15 protein-coding genes are annotated in these 17558 nt (G+C 45.9%); 14 read left to right on the forward strand and 1 reads right to left on the reverse strand.

The genetic code is table 11. The annotated features are described in order from the left end of the window. The first annotated feature begins 252 nt into the window (after positions 1-252). The 5 genes from NLBNIHML_RS18230 (at position 253) to NLBNIHML_RS18250 (ending at position 6812) form a co-directional block, all read left to right on the forward strand. Complete coding sequence (locus NLBNIHML_RS18230; protein WP_339239007.1) at positions 253-1842, forward strand: extracellular solute-binding protein; 1590 nt, start codon at positions 253-255, stop codon at positions 1840-1842. Positions 1843-1972: 130 nt separating this feature from the next. After that, positions 1973-2872 carry an ABC transporter permease gene (locus NLBNIHML_RS18235; protein ID WP_494352451.1) on the forward strand — a complete coding sequence of 300 codons (900 nt, stop codon included), beginning with the start codon at positions 1973-1975 and terminating at the stop codon, positions 2870-2872. A 70-nt stretch (positions 2873-2942) separates the two neighbouring features. Further along, positions 2943-3815: a carbohydrate ABC transporter permease gene (locus NLBNIHML_RS18240; protein WP_494352452.1), complete on the forward strand. Its 873-nt coding sequence runs from the start codon at positions 2943-2945 to the stop codon at positions 3813-3815. A 48-nt stretch (positions 3816-3863) separates the two neighbouring features. Next, complete coding sequence (locus NLBNIHML_RS18245; protein ID WP_339258233.1) at positions 3864-4814, forward strand: sugar phosphate isomerase/epimerase family protein; 951 nt, start codon at positions 3864-3866, stop codon at positions 4812-4814. A gap of 255 nt (positions 4815-5069) precedes the next feature. Beyond that, complete coding sequence (locus tag NLBNIHML_RS18250; RefSeq protein WP_494352453.1) at positions 5070-6812, forward strand: hypothetical protein; 1743 nt, start codon at positions 5070-5072, stop codon at positions 6810-6812. A 164-nt stretch (positions 6813-6976) separates the two neighbouring features. Here NLBNIHML_RS18250 and NLBNIHML_RS18255 read toward each other — a convergent pair whose 3' ends face one another. Then, positions 6977-7426, reverse strand: coding sequence for a hypothetical protein (locus NLBNIHML_RS18255; protein ID WP_494352454.1), 450 nt, complete (start codon positions 7424-7426; stop codon positions 6977-6979). A gap of 317 nt (positions 7427-7743) precedes the next feature. Here NLBNIHML_RS18255 and NLBNIHML_RS18260 point away from each other — a divergent pair, with 317 nt between their 5' ends. The 9 genes from NLBNIHML_RS18260 (at position 7744) to NLBNIHML_RS18300 (ending at position 17533) form a co-directional block, all read left to right on the forward strand. After that, a complete protein-coding gene (locus tag NLBNIHML_RS18260) occupies positions 7744-9477 on the forward strand; it encodes a tetratricopeptide repeat protein (protein WP_494352455.1) in 1734 nt (577 codons plus the stop codon). Between the two features lie 171 nt (positions 9478-9648). After that, entirely contained in the window at positions 9649-10608 is a 960-nt protein-coding gene (gene trxB, locus NLBNIHML_RS18265; RefSeq protein ID WP_339239014.1) for a thioredoxin-disulfide reductase, read from the forward strand. A gap of 258 nt (positions 10609-10866) precedes the next feature. Beyond that, positions 10867-11802, forward strand: coding sequence for an AI-2E family transporter (locus NLBNIHML_RS18270; RefSeq protein WP_240662315.1), 936 nt, complete (start codon positions 10867-10869; stop codon positions 11800-11802). Between the two features lie 450 nt (positions 11803-12252). Beyond that, entirely contained in the window at positions 12253-13203 is a 951-nt protein-coding gene (locus tag NLBNIHML_RS18275) for an ROK family glucokinase (RefSeq protein ID WP_017691252.1), read from the forward strand. Positions 13204-13254: 51 nt separating this feature from the next. After that, positions 13255-14154 carry an RNase adapter RapZ gene (gene rapZ, locus NLBNIHML_RS18280; RefSeq protein ID WP_017691251.1) on the forward strand — a complete coding sequence of 300 codons (900 nt, stop codon included), beginning with the start codon at positions 13255-13257 and terminating at the stop codon, positions 14152-14154. 13 nt (positions 14155-14167) lie between these two features. After that, positions 14168-15154 carry a gluconeogenesis factor YvcK family protein gene (locus NLBNIHML_RS18285; RefSeq protein WP_017691250.1) on the forward strand — a complete coding sequence of 329 codons (987 nt, stop codon included), beginning with the start codon at positions 14168-14170 and terminating at the stop codon, positions 15152-15154. Positions 15155-15160: 6 nt separating this feature from the next. Further along, entirely contained in the window at positions 15161-16099 is a 939-nt protein-coding gene (whiA, locus tag NLBNIHML_RS18290) for a DNA-binding protein WhiA (RefSeq protein WP_253429043.1), read from the forward strand. 255 nt (positions 16100-16354) lie between these two features. Then, positions 16355-16624, forward strand: a complete 270-nt coding sequence (locus NLBNIHML_RS18295; RefSeq protein WP_017691248.1) for an HPr family phosphocarrier protein — start codon at positions 16355-16357, stop codon at positions 16622-16624. 156 nt (positions 16625-16780) lie between these two features. Further along, positions 16781-17533: an SIMPL domain-containing protein gene (locus NLBNIHML_RS18300; RefSeq protein ID WP_339258241.1), complete on the forward strand. Its 753-nt coding sequence runs from the start codon at positions 16781-16783 to the stop codon at positions 17531-17533. Positions 17534-17558: the final 25 nt, after the last annotated feature.

The following is a 17558-nucleotide window of genomic DNA, read 5'->3' on the forward strand; positions in this document are numbered from 1 at the left end:
ATATAGGCAGTGTGTGAAAATGGTTTATCCGAATGGGGACAGGCAGTTCTGAGTCGTAAGGTGTTGAGAGCCATCAAAGCCTAGAGCAGCATAGCTTTGGGAAAATAATCAGTCTGCGAAAATAGGCGTAGCATATAAACCATAATCCGTTTGTAAGCGCTTCCGAAACTGGTTTATTGCTAGAGTCCGCGAAGATGTGGAATACTCGGAGCAAGCCTTAAACATTCACGCAAAGTAAAAGGGGATGACAAAATGATTGGAAAAGCAACCAAGGGGAGTAAGAAGAAATGGATGGGTCTGGCACTTACAATGGTAATGGGAGTGTCCTTACTTGCGGGGTGCTCGTCTGCATCAGACAAAGAATCAGCAGAAGGCGGGGCAACAACGAATGGTGAGCGTGTTACTTTGAAAGTGGAGGTTTTCGATCGTGGTAACAGTCCTTCTCCACATACGATCACTAACAACTATTTAACTAAATTTGTTCAAGAGAAATTCGGCGATCCGAATAACATTGATGTGCAATTCGTACCTGTTCAACGTTCAGAAGAAACAACGAAGCTCAACGTGTTAATGGCCAGCCCCAGCGACGTTCCAGATATTGTGTTTGTATACGACTCCAGTGTGTTCTACCGTTATGCTCAGCAAGGTGGTCTAACTGAAGTGGGTGAACTTCTTAATGAACATGCGCCTAACTTAAAAGAATATCTTGGCGAAGACCTATTGAAATTTGGTCAGCTTGAAGGTCAGCAATTCGCTATTCCGGGTAAACGTGCCATTACTTCCCGCTACAATTCCTATATCCGTCAGGATTGGCTCGACAAGGTTGGAATGAAGGCTCCAACAACAACAGATGAGCTTTATGAAACGCTGAAAGCGTTTAAAGAGAAAGATCCGGGTAATCTGGGCAGCAAAAACATCCCAATGGGTATGGCACTTGCCCCAGCCCAGTATGAAACATTGATTTACTCATTTATTAAACCCGTACAAGATGGACTTACGTACAGTCAGCGTTACGAGCTACCATTGCATGATGGGTTCAAAGATGCGATGCAGTTCCTTAACAAGCTTTACAATGAAGGTCTGATCAGCAAAGACTTCAGTCTTGATGAAGAAAAAACGCAATTGGTCAAAGATTTCCAGAACGGTAATATCGGCTACATGTCTGAGGACGTAGGTCAGATTCTGTATGCAGATGGTATGCTTGATAATTTGTCCAAAAATGTACCGGATAGCAAAGTTGTAGCAGTTGACGCTTACACCAATCCGAATGTGGACAATAAACACATCAAATCACGCTATGGTAGCAACGGTATGTACATCATGATTCCAAAAAGCAGCAAACGTTCGGTTGAAGCAGTGAAATACCTGGACTGGATGGCTTCTGGAACGAACTTGCTAGAGATAAACACAGGTGTTGAAGGTGAAAATTTCGATATGGTTGATGGTGTTCCAGTTGTTAAAGATGATGCACCACAGGATGTCAAAGATCGTGTCTACAACGGTGGTGACATGGCCATTATTGCTAACGGTAAAGTTGTGGGAGATCAGGCAGCCAATGAAGCCGCATGGATTGCAGGCTTCCCAGAACGTAACCAAGAGCTGATGAGACAGTCCATTGATATTGCTAATACGGATACGATCGGCCCGGTTATCTTCAGCAAACCAATCGAAGCAGAATCTAAATATGGTACAGCGCTAAATGATAAGTTGAAAGTGCTTATTGTGAAAACTGCGATGGCTAAACCGGCAGACTTCGAAGCGGTATATGAAAAAGAAATGAATGATTTCATGTCACTGGGTGGCACAGAACTGAAGAAAGAGCTTGAAGCAGCACTTCAGTAAGCGCTATTAAATAAACAGATTCATCTTCTAATTACTAAATAAATATGTAATTCACTGCATAACTTTGGAAGGAACGTGTGCCGCCAGTATGGGCGGCACAGCCGTTTCTTGTTGATAGGAGGAAACCGATTTGACCATCACATACTTGAAAAGGTATTGGCAATTATATGCGCTCATTTCACTGCCCCTGATCTACTTCTTGATCTTTCGTTACGGCCCAATGTACGGGGTTCAGATCGCTTTTAAGGATTTCAACTTGTTTCAGGGCATTAACGGGAGTGAGTGGATCGGTTTCGATGCTTTCCGTGAAGTATTTGGAATGCGGGACTTCTACACCACATTACGAAATACCTTCATGTTAAATTTCCTCGACTTGCTTGTTTCGTTCCCTGCTCCAATTTTATTGGCCATCATGCTCTATGAAGTTCGTTTTAAATGGTTTAAAAAACTATCGCAAACGATTCTATACATTCCTCACTTTATCTCCTGGGTTATCATTGGGGGAATTGTATACCAATTGTTCGGCAATCAATCCGGTATGGTTAACGGTGTATTGGAGAGTATGGGTTTAAATTCAATACCATTTTTGACAGAAAAAAATCCATGGCTTGTGACATACCTGTTCACAGGTGTCTGGCAGAGTGCAGGATGGGGTACCATTCTATATTTGGCGGCATTAACTGGCGTGAACAAGGAATTGTTTGAGGCTGCAGAGATTGACGGAGCTTCAAGACTGAAGAGAATCTGGCATATTACGTTGCCAAGTATTAAACCAACCATTGTGACCTTGCTCATTCTTAATCTCGGACATATGGTCAGCATCGGTTTTGATCGGCCTTATATCATTGGTAATACGGCCGTGCGAGAATATTCCGATGTACTCAGTACCTTTGTATACAGAGTTGGTCTTGAATCAGGACAATACACGCTGGCAACTGTCGTTGGACTGTTCCAGGCAGTGGTAGGACTCATATTCGTGCTAGGATCTAACTATATTTCAAAGAAAGCAACGGGTGAAGGTATTTTGTAGGTTGTAGATAAACGGAAGAGACGCCAATCGGCTTGTATGTATAGACCATCAGTAAAGGAGCTGTGCGCATATGAGTGAACGCACCTCAAATCGGATTTTTGATATCGTTAATATCTCCTTTATCACTTTGTTTGTTATATTCTGTCTAGCTCCATTTTTGCATACCATTGCGATATCTCTAAGTTCTAACCGGGCTATTACTTCGGGAGAAGTGACCATTTTTCCTAAAGAATTTAACTGGGATGCGTATATTCAAGTATTCTCTGATCAATCCATGCTATATTCACTGGGTTTTACGACTATTCTGACAGTGGTAACCACAGTGTTGTGCATGTTATTCACACTTGCTGCTGCATATCCGTTAACCAAGAAAAAATTGAAAGGGCGCAAGCTCTTCATGTATGTCATCATCATTACGATGTTCTTCAGTGGCGGGATGATTCCCGAGTATTTGCTCATTCGTGATCTCAATATGCTTAATTCAGTGTGGGCACTGATTCTGCCTGGACTGGTCAGTCCTTTTAACCTGATTATCCTGATCTCATTCTTCAGAGGTATTCCAGAAAGTCTGGAAGAATCAGCAGAAATTGACGGTAGCTCACATGTACACACGCTATTCAAAATCATACTCCCATTATCCATGCCTGTACTGGCCACATTAGCTCTATTCTATGCGGTTGGTCGCTGGAATGGATTCCAGGATTCCCTGTTGTATATTAATGATCCCAAGTTGTATCCGTTACAACTGAAGCTCTTCCAAATGGTTCAAAACAACATGGTGAGTGAGCTTACATTAATGGAAGGCGCTAACCGCACACCACTGACTCCGGAAAGTCTCAAGGCAGCTACAGTTGTTTTTGCAACGGTACCCATTCTGCTTGTTTATCCGTGGCTGCAAAAGTATTTTGTCAGCGGTGCGATGCTTGGCGCGGTAAAAGGTTGAGTTAAGGCTGGTGTAAAAGTTTAGCCAGAGGGAGGAGAAGGAAAACAGATGCAGCACATAGATAAGGGAATATATTCGTTCTCCACATGCTGGAATATCCGAAAACATGATGTCGGAGAAAATATGATTCGGGAGATTGCAGATCTCGGCTTTCGCCGGGTGGAGCTAAATTATAATGTAACGAAAGAGATGCTCACGACGATTGAGCCCATGATTGAGCGTGGAGAGATCGGAATTTCTAGTGTCCACAATACCTTTCCACATGACCCTGATCCCGATTATGGTACGGATTCCATCCTGCTCGGCTTCGAAGATGAAGTGAAACGTAAGCGGGCGATCGAATTGCTGGTAGAGTCGGCTGAATATGCCCAGCGTTATGGGGGAGAAGCTGTTGTTGTACACCCCGGAGAGGTACCTTTCCCTGAGGATATCAGCAAAGATCTTGGAAAAATCTATAACGAGGAAGGTCCGGATTCACCGAAGTATCGCAGCAAGTGGGCTGAATTGATGGAGCGGCGGGAAGCCCTCAGTTCGAGGTATGTGGAGAAAATTATCGCCAGTCTGGATGAAGTGTGCAATCGGGCGGCAGCCAAAGGTCTGGATGTCCGTTTTGGCATCGAGACGAGATCCAGACCACAACAGATTCCTACCCTTGCTGAAGCCAAGACCATCATTACGGCCCTCAAAGGGGCCCCGGTTGGCATCTGGTACGATACAGGTCATGCCATCATGATGGATCGAATGGGCCTATATGACAGTGTGGGAGAAATGCAGGGGCTGATGGATGATATCGTAGGTGTGCATATTCATGAGACTCTTGGTCTCTCTGATCACTGGTGCCCGTATGTACACAGTAAGGATATGAATTTCTATGATGCCTATCTGCCGATGATCCGCCGTGCACAAGTGAAGGTGTATGAGTTGAAGTCTGCCTGTACGGCAGAAGAGATTCACGAGAGTCATGACTTGCTTATGAAGAAGCTTGGGGTGACAGAATAAGCGCGGTAATGTGGGAAACAGTGGGTGTGTTCACAGCGTGTGTTCAACGACTTTTTCCTCAGTGACAAAGACCCGTAAATATGAAGTAAAACAAGCACGTATTTTCTAGCGACTTTAATCGGTATATGGTATATACTGACGAGAAAAAATGAACTCACCTACGGGCGGTATGAGTATGCTTCCGTTCTGAATTGAAGGCGCTGAAGCAACATACTCCGCACATCGGGAGAATGCATTGGTATGGAGGGACTGCACATGTATAAACAGCTGGTGGAGAGTAATGACAGAGCGGTAGAAAGAGGCATATCCCGGCAGATGCTTGACCCTGAAAGCCGTTATTATGGAGGCACCATCGATCCCTATACAGGTGTTGCCTGGGTCAACCACACAACTGGAACGCCGACGGATATGTGTTACTGGGGGGCTGCGATCTCCAATCCGTACTCCATCTATTATCGGGATGAGGCGTTGTTAGATCGACTGCTGATAGCTACGGAATATGTACTCCGCTTCCAGCATGAAGATGGTTCAATATCTCCGGGCTGGACTAATTACCACTCCCCTCCAGACACTGCATTTGTCGTTGTGGGATATTCACAGTTGTATCAGTTACTTCAGCAACAGGAATGGGAGCCATTGCAACCTGTACTGACCAACATGAGGCTGTTTCTGGAACGCACGATTCCAACGATGCTTACAGGTGGTTGTCATACTCCGAATCATCGCTGGGTGCTATGCGCGGCGCTCGGTTTCTTGCATCAAATCTTTGGTCTGGAGGAAGCTGTGCAGCGCGCAGAGCAGTGGCTGGCAGAAGGCATGGATATTACACCCGATGGGGAGTGGACCGAACGAAGCAATGGGATATACAGCGCAGTTAGCGACATCATGTTAATTCATGCCGCACGCCTGCTCAATCGTCCTGAACTGCTGGAACCGGTGAGACTTAATCTCCGCATGATGGTGTACCTGGTGCATCCTACAGGTGAGATTGTTACAGATTATTCAGGGCGACAGGATCTGGGCAGTGTTCATGATCTGTCACCCTATTACCTACCGTATGCCATTCTGGCGCGGCTGGATGGTGATCCACTCTTTGCGGGGATGGCAGCCTGGGCGGGAGATACATTGACTGATCCGGGAGTGTGCTCGGTGAATACACTCATTCGGTTAATGCTTGAGCCTGAGCTTCAGCATCCGGATGAGGAACGTGATGCATTACCGAAGCAATACAAAGTTATGCTGAATGAACATTTTGTACGGGGAGACTATCTGGGACAGATGGATTCAGCAGGGCATCACGGACGGATCTCTCACAGTCGGATGCATACGGATTTTGGTGCTCCGGTAGCCCGAATTCGGGATGGTGCTACTAGCGTGACCGTGATGACAGAAGTTCCTTCTTTCTTCGCGCTTCGTCATGGTGAGGTGCGTCTGCTGGCTGTGCAACTGGCTTCATACTTTAATCCGGGTTATGTCCCTATGCAGCACATGACCAGATTATCCGCAGGGTACCGTTTGACTGGTGAGCAGAAGAAAGGCTACTATGGTCCAGTTCCTGCGAATCTGTTACCGGAATCTGCTGCATCAGATATAAGTCCATGGTATTTGCTACCTCATCAGAATCGTCAGCTTACTCATGAGCAGACATTCCGTGTAGGCGCAGAAGTGCAACCAACGGAAAATGGATGGACCATGCATCTATCCGGGCAAGAACCGGAGGACATTATGATGCAGTTGTCCTTTGTATTCGGAAGCGAAGGTGAGTTGACCTGTGAGGACGCGATGGAAACGAGTGAGGGTCACTATTTGTGGAAAGGCGGTACGTTACGCTATACCTGCGGAGAAGACTGGCTGGAGATTACAGGGGGCGAACTTGGGCATCTGGCGGCAACGGTTCGTGAGGCAAAACTGCCGGACAAGTGCAAGGTTGTGCTGGTCAATTTCATGACACCGTTTGATAAAACCATTCATATTTCACTCTCGCCTTCGATGGCGTGAGTATGGAGTTATAACTTTAGAAGACCGAGCCTGCGGGCTTGGTCTTCTTTTTTTACGAATGATTACGGCGAACCGTTCGTTACATGCCCAATGATGTGCTCAATCCATGGAACTTCATGAATTTTGATATTTCAGGATACGTCTCATACTGTAAACTTGAACTATCATTGCAGTTGCTCCAGCGCAGTGTCGATGGATTTGGTGAATAGAGGATTATCTTTGGTATTGCTCCAGTAGACGATAAGGGCATTTCCTTTCTCATATAGAAAAGGGAATGTTGTGAAATGGGCATTTTCCATGTGCTTATTGAATTCTTTGGTCCCGTTAATGCGATCCTTCTCTGAATTGAAAATATAGAAATGTAAAAATTCAGGGCTATAAGGCTCTTCTTCTACCGGCACTTCAACGGAGTACACCTCAGGCATAACATCATTTAATTTCAAAGGATACCCGGTTATACCAAAGGACACTAAATTCAAGTTTTGAGACTCAAGCGCTGTTACTACTTCAACAAGTGTAATATGATTATCATCATTTTTTATCTCTTCCGAACATCCATTCAAAGCAAACAAGCAGATTAAGATGAATATAAGTGGTTTAATTTTCGAGATCATCAATATAACATCTCCTAAAAAAATAATGATGTACCTTTATTTTTATAATTACACACGACATCCCGTGACCGACGGGATTGGACTAATGCAATACTGCAAAGAGATCTTGTGGCAAGTGAGTGATGGAGTCTCTAGGCAAAAAAGGTATCCTTTTAATAAACAACGCTCCAAGGTGATATGTTTCCTGCAAAATGGAATATCACTTTTCTTTTGCATTTTTTTCATAAACGACATGAAACTACATATTGAGAAGTGGGCCTTAAGATGTGGTATACTGGAGAGTATGAATGAAATGCAAAGAGGAGGTGCCTTGGAAGATGAAGGGCAAGCTAGTGCGGGCTGAGGGACACCTTGCCAATATTATACCGATTCACTTGGATGCTTCTTTCTTTTTTGAAAGAGCTGTCCGCTCGCTGGACCGTAATCATGTTGACAAGGCATTAAAATATTTTCGCAAAGCTGTTGAATACGAACCGGAAAATCCGGTAAATCATTGTAATATGGCGGGTATATTATCGGAGAAGGGGGATTACGAAGCCTCCAATGCCATTCTGGCTAACGTGCTGGAAGTGGTAGATCCGTCGATGACGGAATGTTATTTCTATATGGCGAACAATTATGCAAATATGGATCGGTTTGAGGAAGCCGAGCAAGCACTTGTTACCTATCTGGAGGAGGACACCCAGGGTCAGTTCATGACGGAGGCCGAAGAGATGATGGAGCTTCTGTACTATGAGCTGGATCGTCCGACCAAACTGAATCGAATCAAATCACGCAAAGGTGTAGTGGAGCACGACCAGGCACGGGAACTGTTGGAAGAAGGGAAATTTGCACAGGCTGCTGAATTGCTCGAAGGCATGTCTTCTGATTATCCTGATTACTTGGCTGCCCGTAACAATCTGGCACTCGCCTACTATTATATGGGTCTGTTTTCCAAAGCAAAAGAGACCATTGCCGAAGTGCTTGAACAGGAACCAGGTAATCTGCATGCACTCTGTAATCTGGCCATTTTCCATCAGAACGAGAACCGGGCCGATCAAGTGCTGCTTCTGATCAAAAAATTGCGGGTCATCGTGCCATTCCAGCACGAACAAGTCTACAAACTCGCGACAACGATGGGAATTCTGGGCCAACACGATACGGCTTATGTTCACTTCCGGCGTTTGCTCAAGGATGAAGAGACAGCTGCTGATCCGGCACTTGCTCATTATGCAGCAGTGGCGGCTTATAATACAGAACGTTATGATGCTGCTGAGCGTCTATGGCATCATGTGTCCAAGCTTGATCCGGGTTCCGAAGTATCCCGGTATTATCTGTCAGGTCTTGAAGCTGTAAAACAAGGCGAGCAAGAGCCAGAGAAGCTAAGTTATCACTATCATCTGCCATTCGATGAACAGTTCAGACAGTGGGAGAACTATGGTAACGGCATTCCTGAAGAAATGAAGAATGATCCACTGATTCGTTCATCGTTCTTCTGGGCATTGCGGCATGGTGATCGGGCAACGAAGTTGCAGGTTATTCATGCGCTCGGAATGATCGGTGATTATGAGGTGCAGCAGGCTCTGCAATCCTTCATTGAAGAGCCGGGAGAAGAACAGGATCTGCTTGAGGCAGCACAAACTGTACTGAACGGATTGAAATCGGCTGAACATGAGGATGGGAATACTCAGGTGGTTCGTCCCTTTTCTCCTGTTGCCTTGAAGTCCATTGGGAAGGTTCAATCCACATCAGAACCATCGGACACTAGCTCGACCTCTCATTGGCAGGCTGTTGTTGATCGTGCATTACAGATGTCTGAAGCGAAGGCTGAGTTGCAGCAAGAGATGGAACGGCTCTGGACAGATTATGTATCCCGGGTACATCCAGAGGTTCCGGGCACAAAGCAGATTGAGGGTTGGGCTGCGGGACTTGAATATTTGGCAGCGAAGAATCATAGTCGTCCCGTTACCTATCAAAGCATTGCTGAGCGGTATGGGATATCGGCATCAACGGTTAGCAAGTATGCGAAACAGATTCATGCGGTGTGTAACAGCAATCCACCACTTGTATAGAAAGTTGGCCCTCACTCGTTTTCAGAAAGACATCATGAGGTGAAGGATACAACAACCGGGAAAACGGGTAAACTTAACGAATGGGCCTCGTAAATGCCTGTAGGATATCATCTTGGCAAGTTCATCGCTAGTACAACACATTCTCACCTTAATTAAGGAGGCTGTATCTATATGTCTAAATACAGAACGATTGTGATCGGAACGGGACCTGCGGGTCTGACAGCAGCGATATATCTGGCTCGTGCTAATCTGAAACCACTGGTTATCGAAGGTCTTCAGCCGGGTGGTCAATTGACGACGACAACGGAAGTTGAGAATTTCCCCGGTTTCCCGCAAGGTATCATGGGTCCGGAACTGATGGACAACATGCGTAAGCAAGCTGAGCGTTTTGGAGCCGAATTCAAAAATGGTTGGGTGGAAGAAGTGGATTTCAGCAAACCGCCTTTCAAGGTCAAAGTTGGAGGAATCGGTGAACTGGAAGCTGAATCGATCATTATCTCCACAGGTGCATCCGCTCGTTATCTCGGTATTCCGGGTGAGCAGGAAAATGTGGGACGTGGTGTAAGTACATGCGCGACATGTGACGGTTTCTTCTTCCGGGGCAAAAAAATCGTGGTTGTGGGCGGTGGTGACTCCGCCATGGAGGAAGCGAGCTTTCTGACTCGTTTTGCAACAGACGTCACATTGGTTCACCGTCGGGATGAGTTGCGTGCATCCAAGATTATGCAGGATCGGGCTCGTAGCAATGAGAAGGTGAAGTGGGCGCTGAACCGTACTCCACTCGAAGTCGTACCGGAAGCTATGGGTGTCAAAGGACTGAAGGTGCGCAACAACGAGACGGGGCAGGAAGAGTTGCTCGAAGCAGATGGCGTATTCGTTGCCATTGGTCACACGCCAAATACCGGATTTCTGGGTAATGCGATCACACTGGACGAACATGGCTATGTTGTGGTTAAACCAGGAACGACGGAGACCAATATACCGGGTGTATTCGCCTGTGGTGATGTTCAGGATACGAAATATCGTCAAGCCATTACGGCTGCAGGATCCGGATGTATGGCCGCGATGGATTGTGAGAAGTTCCTTGAAGGAAGCATTATCCATGATTGGAGCGAAACGTTGGATAAATAAGCATGACATGCGTGAGGTTGGGCATATGCTAGGAATAAGAGACAACGGGAAGTCTCATGTAATGAGAGAAGCCGGAAGGCTTCTCTTTTTTTGAAACTACAGTGGGCATGAGTTCGTATACATATGGGGCATATTAGCTGTGAGGTGAAGATTTTGGGGGAAATGATAAAAGATTGGCTACAGAATGCGACAGTGAGACGATTTTTGATCCTGCTCTTGTTCTGTTTGGTTTTGTTCAGTATGGGGAGTATGCTGCACATGATTCTGCTGTTGTTCCTGGTGACGTATGTCATGAACAGATTACAGCATTTCATTACAGGTGGTTTGAATCGGTTGTTTCCGATCAATTATAAAGTTGTGGTCATTCTGCTCTATATGATTGTTATCGCAGTAATTGTGCTCGGTATCTCCAGATATTCACCACGGATCGTGGATCAGGTCGTTCAGTTAACGAACGAGATTATGAAATTTTTGGATAGTGCAGATGGAGATAATTTTGCTTCCAAGATTGCGGGTTACCTTCAGTCCTTCGATATCAAAAATTACACCAATGATGCATTGAAATATATTTTCGCTTTGAGCAAATGGTTGGAGTTTATTCTGCTCGTTATCATTCTGAGTCTGTTCTTCTTGTTGCAGAAGCAGGAGATATCCAAGTTCACGTCTAAGTTCAAAACAAGTAAAATTGGATGGTTCTATAATGAAGTAGCTTATCTGGGAGACAAGTTCGTCTCTTCTTTTGGTAAAGTCATTGAGGCACAGCTTCTGATTGCGGTGTTCAATACAGTGCTGACCATTCTGGGCTTATGGATTCTGGGTTTCCCATATCTGTTCGCGCTGACCATTCTGGTGTTCCTGCTCAGTCTGGTGCCCGTTGCGGGGGTTATCATCTCGCTGGTACCGCTCTGTCTGATTGGGTATCAGATGGGTGGACTTAAATTAAGCATTATTGTGATCATCATGATTATTGTAATTCATGCTTTGGAGACGTACTTCCTGAATCCAAAATTGATGGCGCACAAGACCAAATTGCCAATGTTCTACACCTTTATCGTACTGATTCTGTCGCAACACTTCCTGGGAATCTGGGGACTGATCATTGGTATTCCGATCTTTGTCTTCCTGCTCGATATTCTGGATGTGAACAAGATGGAGAAGACAGAAGAGCCGGTACGTGTGGAGTCGAAGTTGTGACGTATAGCTGAAGAACGGCTGAGTGCAATCCAATTGAAAAACATTGATTTTATAAAAGTAAGGCGCCTTCCATCTGTATCTGTGGAAGGCGCTTTTGTGTTGGCTGTGACGTCATTCAATGGTCCTCTGCGTGAGAATGACTGGTGGTTAGTGGAGTGAAATGGGACACCGCGTTGAGGGGACGATGATCATCTTTTATGAATGGAACGAGGGGAGATGCAATATCATGAGTTGAGGCTTCCTCTGCTATCGAGGAAGGAACAAAGCGTGCGTTCATAAATGAAGGTGATGAGATTGTATACGTATTCATAAATGCTATGTGATGTGGTTCACAACCCTGTCAAAGCAAGATGTATCCGAGGTCTTATCGTCTTGACCCAGGCGTATCCTTCAATTATAGTTGGTACGTAGGACTTAAACTATTTTAGATAGATAAAGGTGGCTTGCAGCATGTCTGAGAAAATCTACGTTGGGGTCGATCTCGGCGGAACAGCAATCAAGGTCGGTATATGCGATGAACAAGGTCAGCTAATGCATACGTATGAAGGACCGACTGAAGTGGATAAGGGCGTAGACACGGTCATCGCCAACATCGAGAAGTATGTCCGACATATCGTAGCCGAATCACCATACAGTTGGGAACAGCTTGAGGGTGTGGGTGCTGGAGTGGCCGGTTTCACGAATGTACGCGAGGGAATTATCGTTCATGCCCCTAACATCGGATTTCGGAATGTGGCCATTCGTTCGATTCTGGAAGAACGTCTGGGCAAGCCAATCAAAATAGATAACGATGCAAACGTGGCAGCACTGGGTGAAGTATGGGCAGGAGCCGGTAAAGGCGTAGACAATTGTGTATGTTATACACTCGGTACAGGCGTCGGCGGAGGCTTGATCTTGAATGGTAACATCTATCAAGGCTTCTCGGGTATGGCGGGAGAGCTGGGTCATATCAGTGTAGTACCTGATCTGGAGGCCATCAAGTGCGGCTGTGGTAAAATGGGATGTGTAGAAACGGTATCGTCTGCAACGGGTATTATCCGTATGGCGAAGGATGCCGTAGAACGTGGTGATCATACGTCACTGGCACTCGTCGACAAGATTGCAGCCAAGGAAGTATTCGATGCTGCTAAGGCAGGCGATGAAGTAGCACAGCGTATTGTAAACCGTGCAGCATTCTACTTGGGCAAGTCCATGGCGACTGTAGCGGCTGTCATTAACCCGGAGATGTTCATCATTGGTGGCGGTGTGTCCAAAGCGGGCAATTTCTTGTTCGATGAAATACGTACCGTATTTGCTAAGCTGACACCGGAACCGTTGCAAGATGGGGTTCAGATTCTGGAAGCTACACTTGGGAATAATGCAGGTATTGTGGGTGCGGCAGGTCTTCTCTTGCGTTCCTAGTAACCTCGTAACAATATATGAAGACAGCAATATGATAAGGAGGGGACATTTATGCTTGAAGGTGAAGGCTCACCAGGCACAGGCGCCACGCTCATTATCATTACGGGCATGTCCGGGGCAGGTAAAACCATTGCAGTACAAAGCCTGGAGGATCTGGGTTTCTTCTGTGTGGATAATCTGCCACCGGTATTGATTCCAAAATTTGCGGAACTAATTGAACAGTCAAACGGCAAGATTGGTAAGGTTGCATTGGTTATCGATCTGCGCGGGCGTGAATTCTTTACGGCTCTGTCCGAGTCTTTGAACTATATTAAAGATCATTTTACCATTCATTGCGAAATTTTATTCCTGGATGCTACAGATTCTGTGCTTGTTCAGCGTTATAAAGAAAGCAGGCGCAGACATCCTCTGGCTCCTGAGGGCATGCCGCTGGACGGCATCCGACTGGAACGCAAGATGTTGGAGGAACTCAAAAACTCCGCTACTCAGGTACTGAATACAAGTACAATGAAGCCTGCCCAACTGAAAGAACGCATCATATCCCGCTTTTCTCATCTGGAAAGCCAAATGCTGTCAGTAAATATTACGTCGTTCGGATTCAAATATGGCATTCCAATTGATGCTGATCTGGTATTTGATGTACGTTTTTTACCGAATCCGCATTATATTGATCATTTACGACCGAATACGGGACAGAATAGTGATGTGTACGAATATGTTATGAAGTGGCCAGAGACACAGGCGTTTCTGACCAAGCTGCTGGATATGCTGCATTTCCTGATTCCGCAATACCGGAAGGAAGGCAAAAGCCAGGTTATTATTGGAATCGGCTGTACCGGAGGCAAGCATCGTTCGGTAGCGATATCGGAATATTTGGGCAAGATGTTGGGAAGCAGCGAGACAGAAGCTGTCACCGTAAGCCATCGCGACGCCGACCGGGACCGTCATTGAAGAGGGTGAAGGGATGAAAGAGGCCGGACCACGAAGAGAACGTCCGAGAATAGTTGTAATGGGCGGCGGAACCGGATTATCCGTGATGTTACGCGGTTTGAAAGAAAAGCCGCTGGATATCACGGCCATCGTCACAGTAGCAGATGACGGTGGAAGTTCAGGCATCCTGCGCAATGAGCTACAGATGCCGCCTCCGGGCGACATTCGCAACGTGCTTACGGCACTGGCTGATGTAGAACCATTGCTTTCAGATATGTTGAAGTACCGTTTCAATACAGGCGCGGGGCTTGCAGGCCACAGCTTGGGAAATTTGATTTTGGCTGCAATGACGGATATTTCGGGCGACTTTGTGACCGCAGTGCGGGAGCTTAGCCGCGTGTTTGCCGTTCGAGGTGAGGTATTGCCAGCAGCCGGGCAGGCCGTTGTGTTGCATGCCGAGATGGAAGATGGCACAATTATTACAGGTGAGTCCAAAATCCCTGAGGCAGGCGGACGCATCAAACGTGTTTTCCTTGAACCGGATCACGTGGAGCCGTTGCCAGAGGCAGTAGAGGCTATTCGTCAAGCTGACGCCATTCTGATCGGGCCAGGCAGCCTATATACAAGCATCCTTCCCAATCTGCTTGTACCTAAGCTTGCAGAAGCTGTGGTAGAGGCTGATGCGGTGAAGATGTTTATCTGTAATGTTATGACACAGCCGGGAGAAACGGATAACTATACGGTAAGCGACCACCTTAAGGCGGTACACGAGCATATAGGTCATCAGCTCTTCGACTACGTTATCGTAAATAATGGTGATATTCCGCTGCAAGTGCAGAATAAGTATGCGGAAAAAGGAGCAAAACCGGTTGTACTGGATATGAATGTACTCGAAAGTGCCGGCTATCAGGTGGTTGCAGATACCCTTGTTCTGTTCAAGACTTATCTGCGTCATGATGCCGACAAGTTAAGTCATCACATCTACCAGCTGGTACAAAATTGGATGTTACGGAAGAGGTGAAGTCCCATGTCGTTTGCAGCACAGACCAAAAAAGAGTTAACCATGATCGAGAGCGAACCGTGCTGCGAAAAGGCGGAACTTTCAGCCCTCATCCGTATGCTTGGTGCAGTGCAGTTATCGAATAAAAAAGTGATCTTGGATATTTCGACGGAGAATGCCGCCATTGCAAGACGGGCATACTCTCTGCTTAAAAAGCATTTTCAAGTGCATACGGAATTACTGGTCCGCAAAAAAATGCGGCTGAAAAAGAACAATGTATATATTGTTCGTATTCCAACTATGGTACAGGAGATTCTCAAGAGTCTTCATATTGTATCGGAAGGTTTTCTGTTTACACCAGGGATTAATACGGAGTTGTTTCAGCAGAACTGTTGTAAACGGGCCTATCTTCGCGGTGCATTTCTGGCCGGTGGATCGGTTAATAATCCGGAAGGCTCCTCGTACCATCTGGAGATTGCGTCCATGTATGAGGAGCACTGTCAGGCACTCGTTGATCTCGCCAATGAATTTCATCTGAATGCCCGGTGTATAGAACGGAAAAAAGGATTCATCCTATACATTAAGGAAGGCGAGAAAATCATTGAGCTGCTCAGCATCATTGGTGCTCATCAGGCCTTGTTCAAGTTTGAAGATGTACGGATTATGCGAGACATGCGTAACTCCGTTAACCGGATTGTCAATTGTGAAACTGCCAACCTGAATAAAACCATTGGAGCGGCTGTAAGACAAATCGATAATATCCGTTTGTTGCAAAAAGAAGTTGGTCTGGAGTCACTGCCTGAGAAACTTCGCGAGGTGGCTGAGGTTCGACTGGCTCATCCAGATATCAATTTGAAGGAAGTGGGCGAACTCCTTAAAGGTACAGTTAGCAAGTCTGGAGTAAACCATCGGCTTCGTAAAATTGATGAGCTGGCTGAGAAAGTGCGCACAGAACGTTATGGTTAAGACGTCGCAGGGTAGGTAACAAGGTCGGCTGTTTCTACTGAACTGAAACGGTCGGGAAGGTCAGCCGTTAAGGATCTGGGAGAACTCACTTAGGTCATTGGATGCGCTCTGCAAAAGATGAAATAGGGCAAGATAATGTCCTACAAAAGACCCTTAGTTTTTTCTTCTAGTGTCCTGCACGGGTTAATGGTATAATGTTGTATAAATATAATTGTGTATTTAATGTCCAGATTTCATAATAGGGGGTAAGTTTCCATGACAAAGCACCCGGTAGTTGTCCGTTTGAAAACGGGTCTCCATGCCAGACCTGCGGCACTGTTCGTTCAAGAAGCGAATAAGTACTCGTCTGAAGTGTTCGTCGAGAAGGACGACAAAAAAGTTAATGCAAAAAGTATTATGGGGATCATGAGCCTTGCGATTAGCACAGGTACGGAAATCCAGATTAGTGCAGAAGGCGCGGATGCCGAACAGGCTGTAAACGCTTTAGTTAGTCTGGTAAGCAAGGAAGAGCTCGAAAACCAATAAGATATGATCAATCCAATGAAGAAGTCCCGAAAGGGGCTTTTTTGCGTTATTGAGGTATTTGCTATCGTCAAGTGCAACATTATGGAATTTGTCCCGTCTGTTAAGGTATCAAATCGATTAAAGTTTGAGATGTTAACACATAAGGAGGCTATCGTGATGGGTAAACAATGGATGAAACCGTTTGGTGCAGTGCTGGTGGCAAGTACGTTGCTTGTAGGAGGAACCGCTTGGGTTGCGCCAGGGAGCTATGCTTATGCTGCAGAGGTTCAAGGCGTACAACAGAATGTGATTAATGTCGTGGGTAAAGGTGAGATTCAGGTGAAGCCTGATATTGCTTATCTGTCCATTGGTGTGAACAGTACTGCAGAGACAGCTGCATCTGCTCAAAAAGCGAATGCTGCCAAAGTTCAAAAAGTATCCAACTTGCTGAAGAATACGTGGAAGATCAGTGCAGACGACATTCAAACCAGTCAGTTCTCTGTACAACCCAACTATACGTATAGCGAAAAAGACGGACAACAAATTAAAGGATACACAGCGCATCATACACTGACAGTCACGTATCGTCAGATGGACAAGATCGGCGAACTGCTTGATGCTGCTTCAGGTGCGGGTGCGAACAATATTGAGAACGTGCGCTTTACTGTAGAAAATCCGGAAACTTATGAGTCCCAAGTGATTGAGAAAGCTGTTGCCAATGCAGATGTGAAAGCTGGCGCCATTGCAAAAGCGGTTAAACGTCAACTGGGTGCTGTTCTTTCCGTAAGCCAAGGCGATGCGAATGTACCTGTGTTCTATGCAAGTGAGTCATTGATGTCCAAAGCAGCAGATACAGCAGGTGGCACTGAGATTGAAACAGGCCAGGTTAAAGTAAGCACAATCCTGAATATCACGTATGAAATGAAATAAACAAGATTGAACCGGGCTATAAGCT

The sequence above is a fragment of the Paenibacillus sp. JNU01 genome (assembly GCF_059130585.1).

Coding starts and splice junctions, on each gene's coding strand:
- NLBNIHML_RS18245 (WP_339258233.1), top strand. CDS start 3,864: ATGCAGCACATAGATAAGGGAATATATTCGTTCTCCACATGCTGGAAT.
- rapZ (WP_017691251.1), top strand. CDS start 13,255: ATGCTTGAAGGTGAAGGCTCACCAGGCACAGGCGCCACGCTCATTATC.
- NLBNIHML_RS18250 (WP_494352453.1), top strand. CDS start 5,070: ATGTATAAACAGCTGGTGGAGAGTAATGACAGAGCGGTAGAAAGAGGC.
- NLBNIHML_RS18300 (WP_339258241.1), top strand. CDS start 16,781: ATGGGTAAACAATGGATGAAACCGTTTGGTGCAGTGCTGGTGGCAAGT.
- NLBNIHML_RS18285 (WP_017691250.1), top strand. CDS start 14,168: ATGAAAGAGGCCGGACCACGAAGAGAACGTCCGAGAATAGTTGTAATG.
- NLBNIHML_RS18270 (WP_240662315.1), top strand. CDS start 10,867: ATGATTCTGCTGTTGTTCCTGGTGACGTATGTCATGAACAGATTACAG.
- NLBNIHML_RS18255 (WP_494352454.1), bottom strand. CDS start 7,426: ATGATCTCGAAAATTAAACCACTTATATTCATCTTAATCTGCTTGTTT.
- NLBNIHML_RS18275 (WP_017691252.1), top strand. CDS start 12,253: ATGTCTGAGAAAATCTACGTTGGGGTCGATCTCGGCGGAACAGCAATC.
- NLBNIHML_RS18230 (WP_339239007.1), top strand. CDS start 253: ATGATTGGAAAAGCAACCAAGGGGAGTAAGAAGAAATGGATGGGTCTG.
- NLBNIHML_RS18295 (WP_017691248.1), top strand. CDS start 16,355: ATGACAAAGCACCCGGTAGTTGTCCGTTTGAAAACGGGTCTCCATGCC.
- whiA (WP_253429043.1), top strand. CDS start 15,161: ATGTCGTTTGCAGCACAGACCAAAAAAGAGTTAACCATGATCGAGAGC.
- NLBNIHML_RS18260 (WP_494352455.1), top strand. CDS start 7,744: ATGAAGGGCAAGCTAGTGCGGGCTGAGGGACACCTTGCCAATATTATA.
- trxB (WP_339239014.1), top strand. CDS start 9,649: ATGTCTAAATACAGAACGATTGTGATCGGAACGGGACCTGCGGGTCTG.
- NLBNIHML_RS18240 (WP_494352452.1), top strand. CDS start 2,943: ATGAGTGAACGCACCTCAAATCGGATTTTTGATATCGTTAATATCTCC.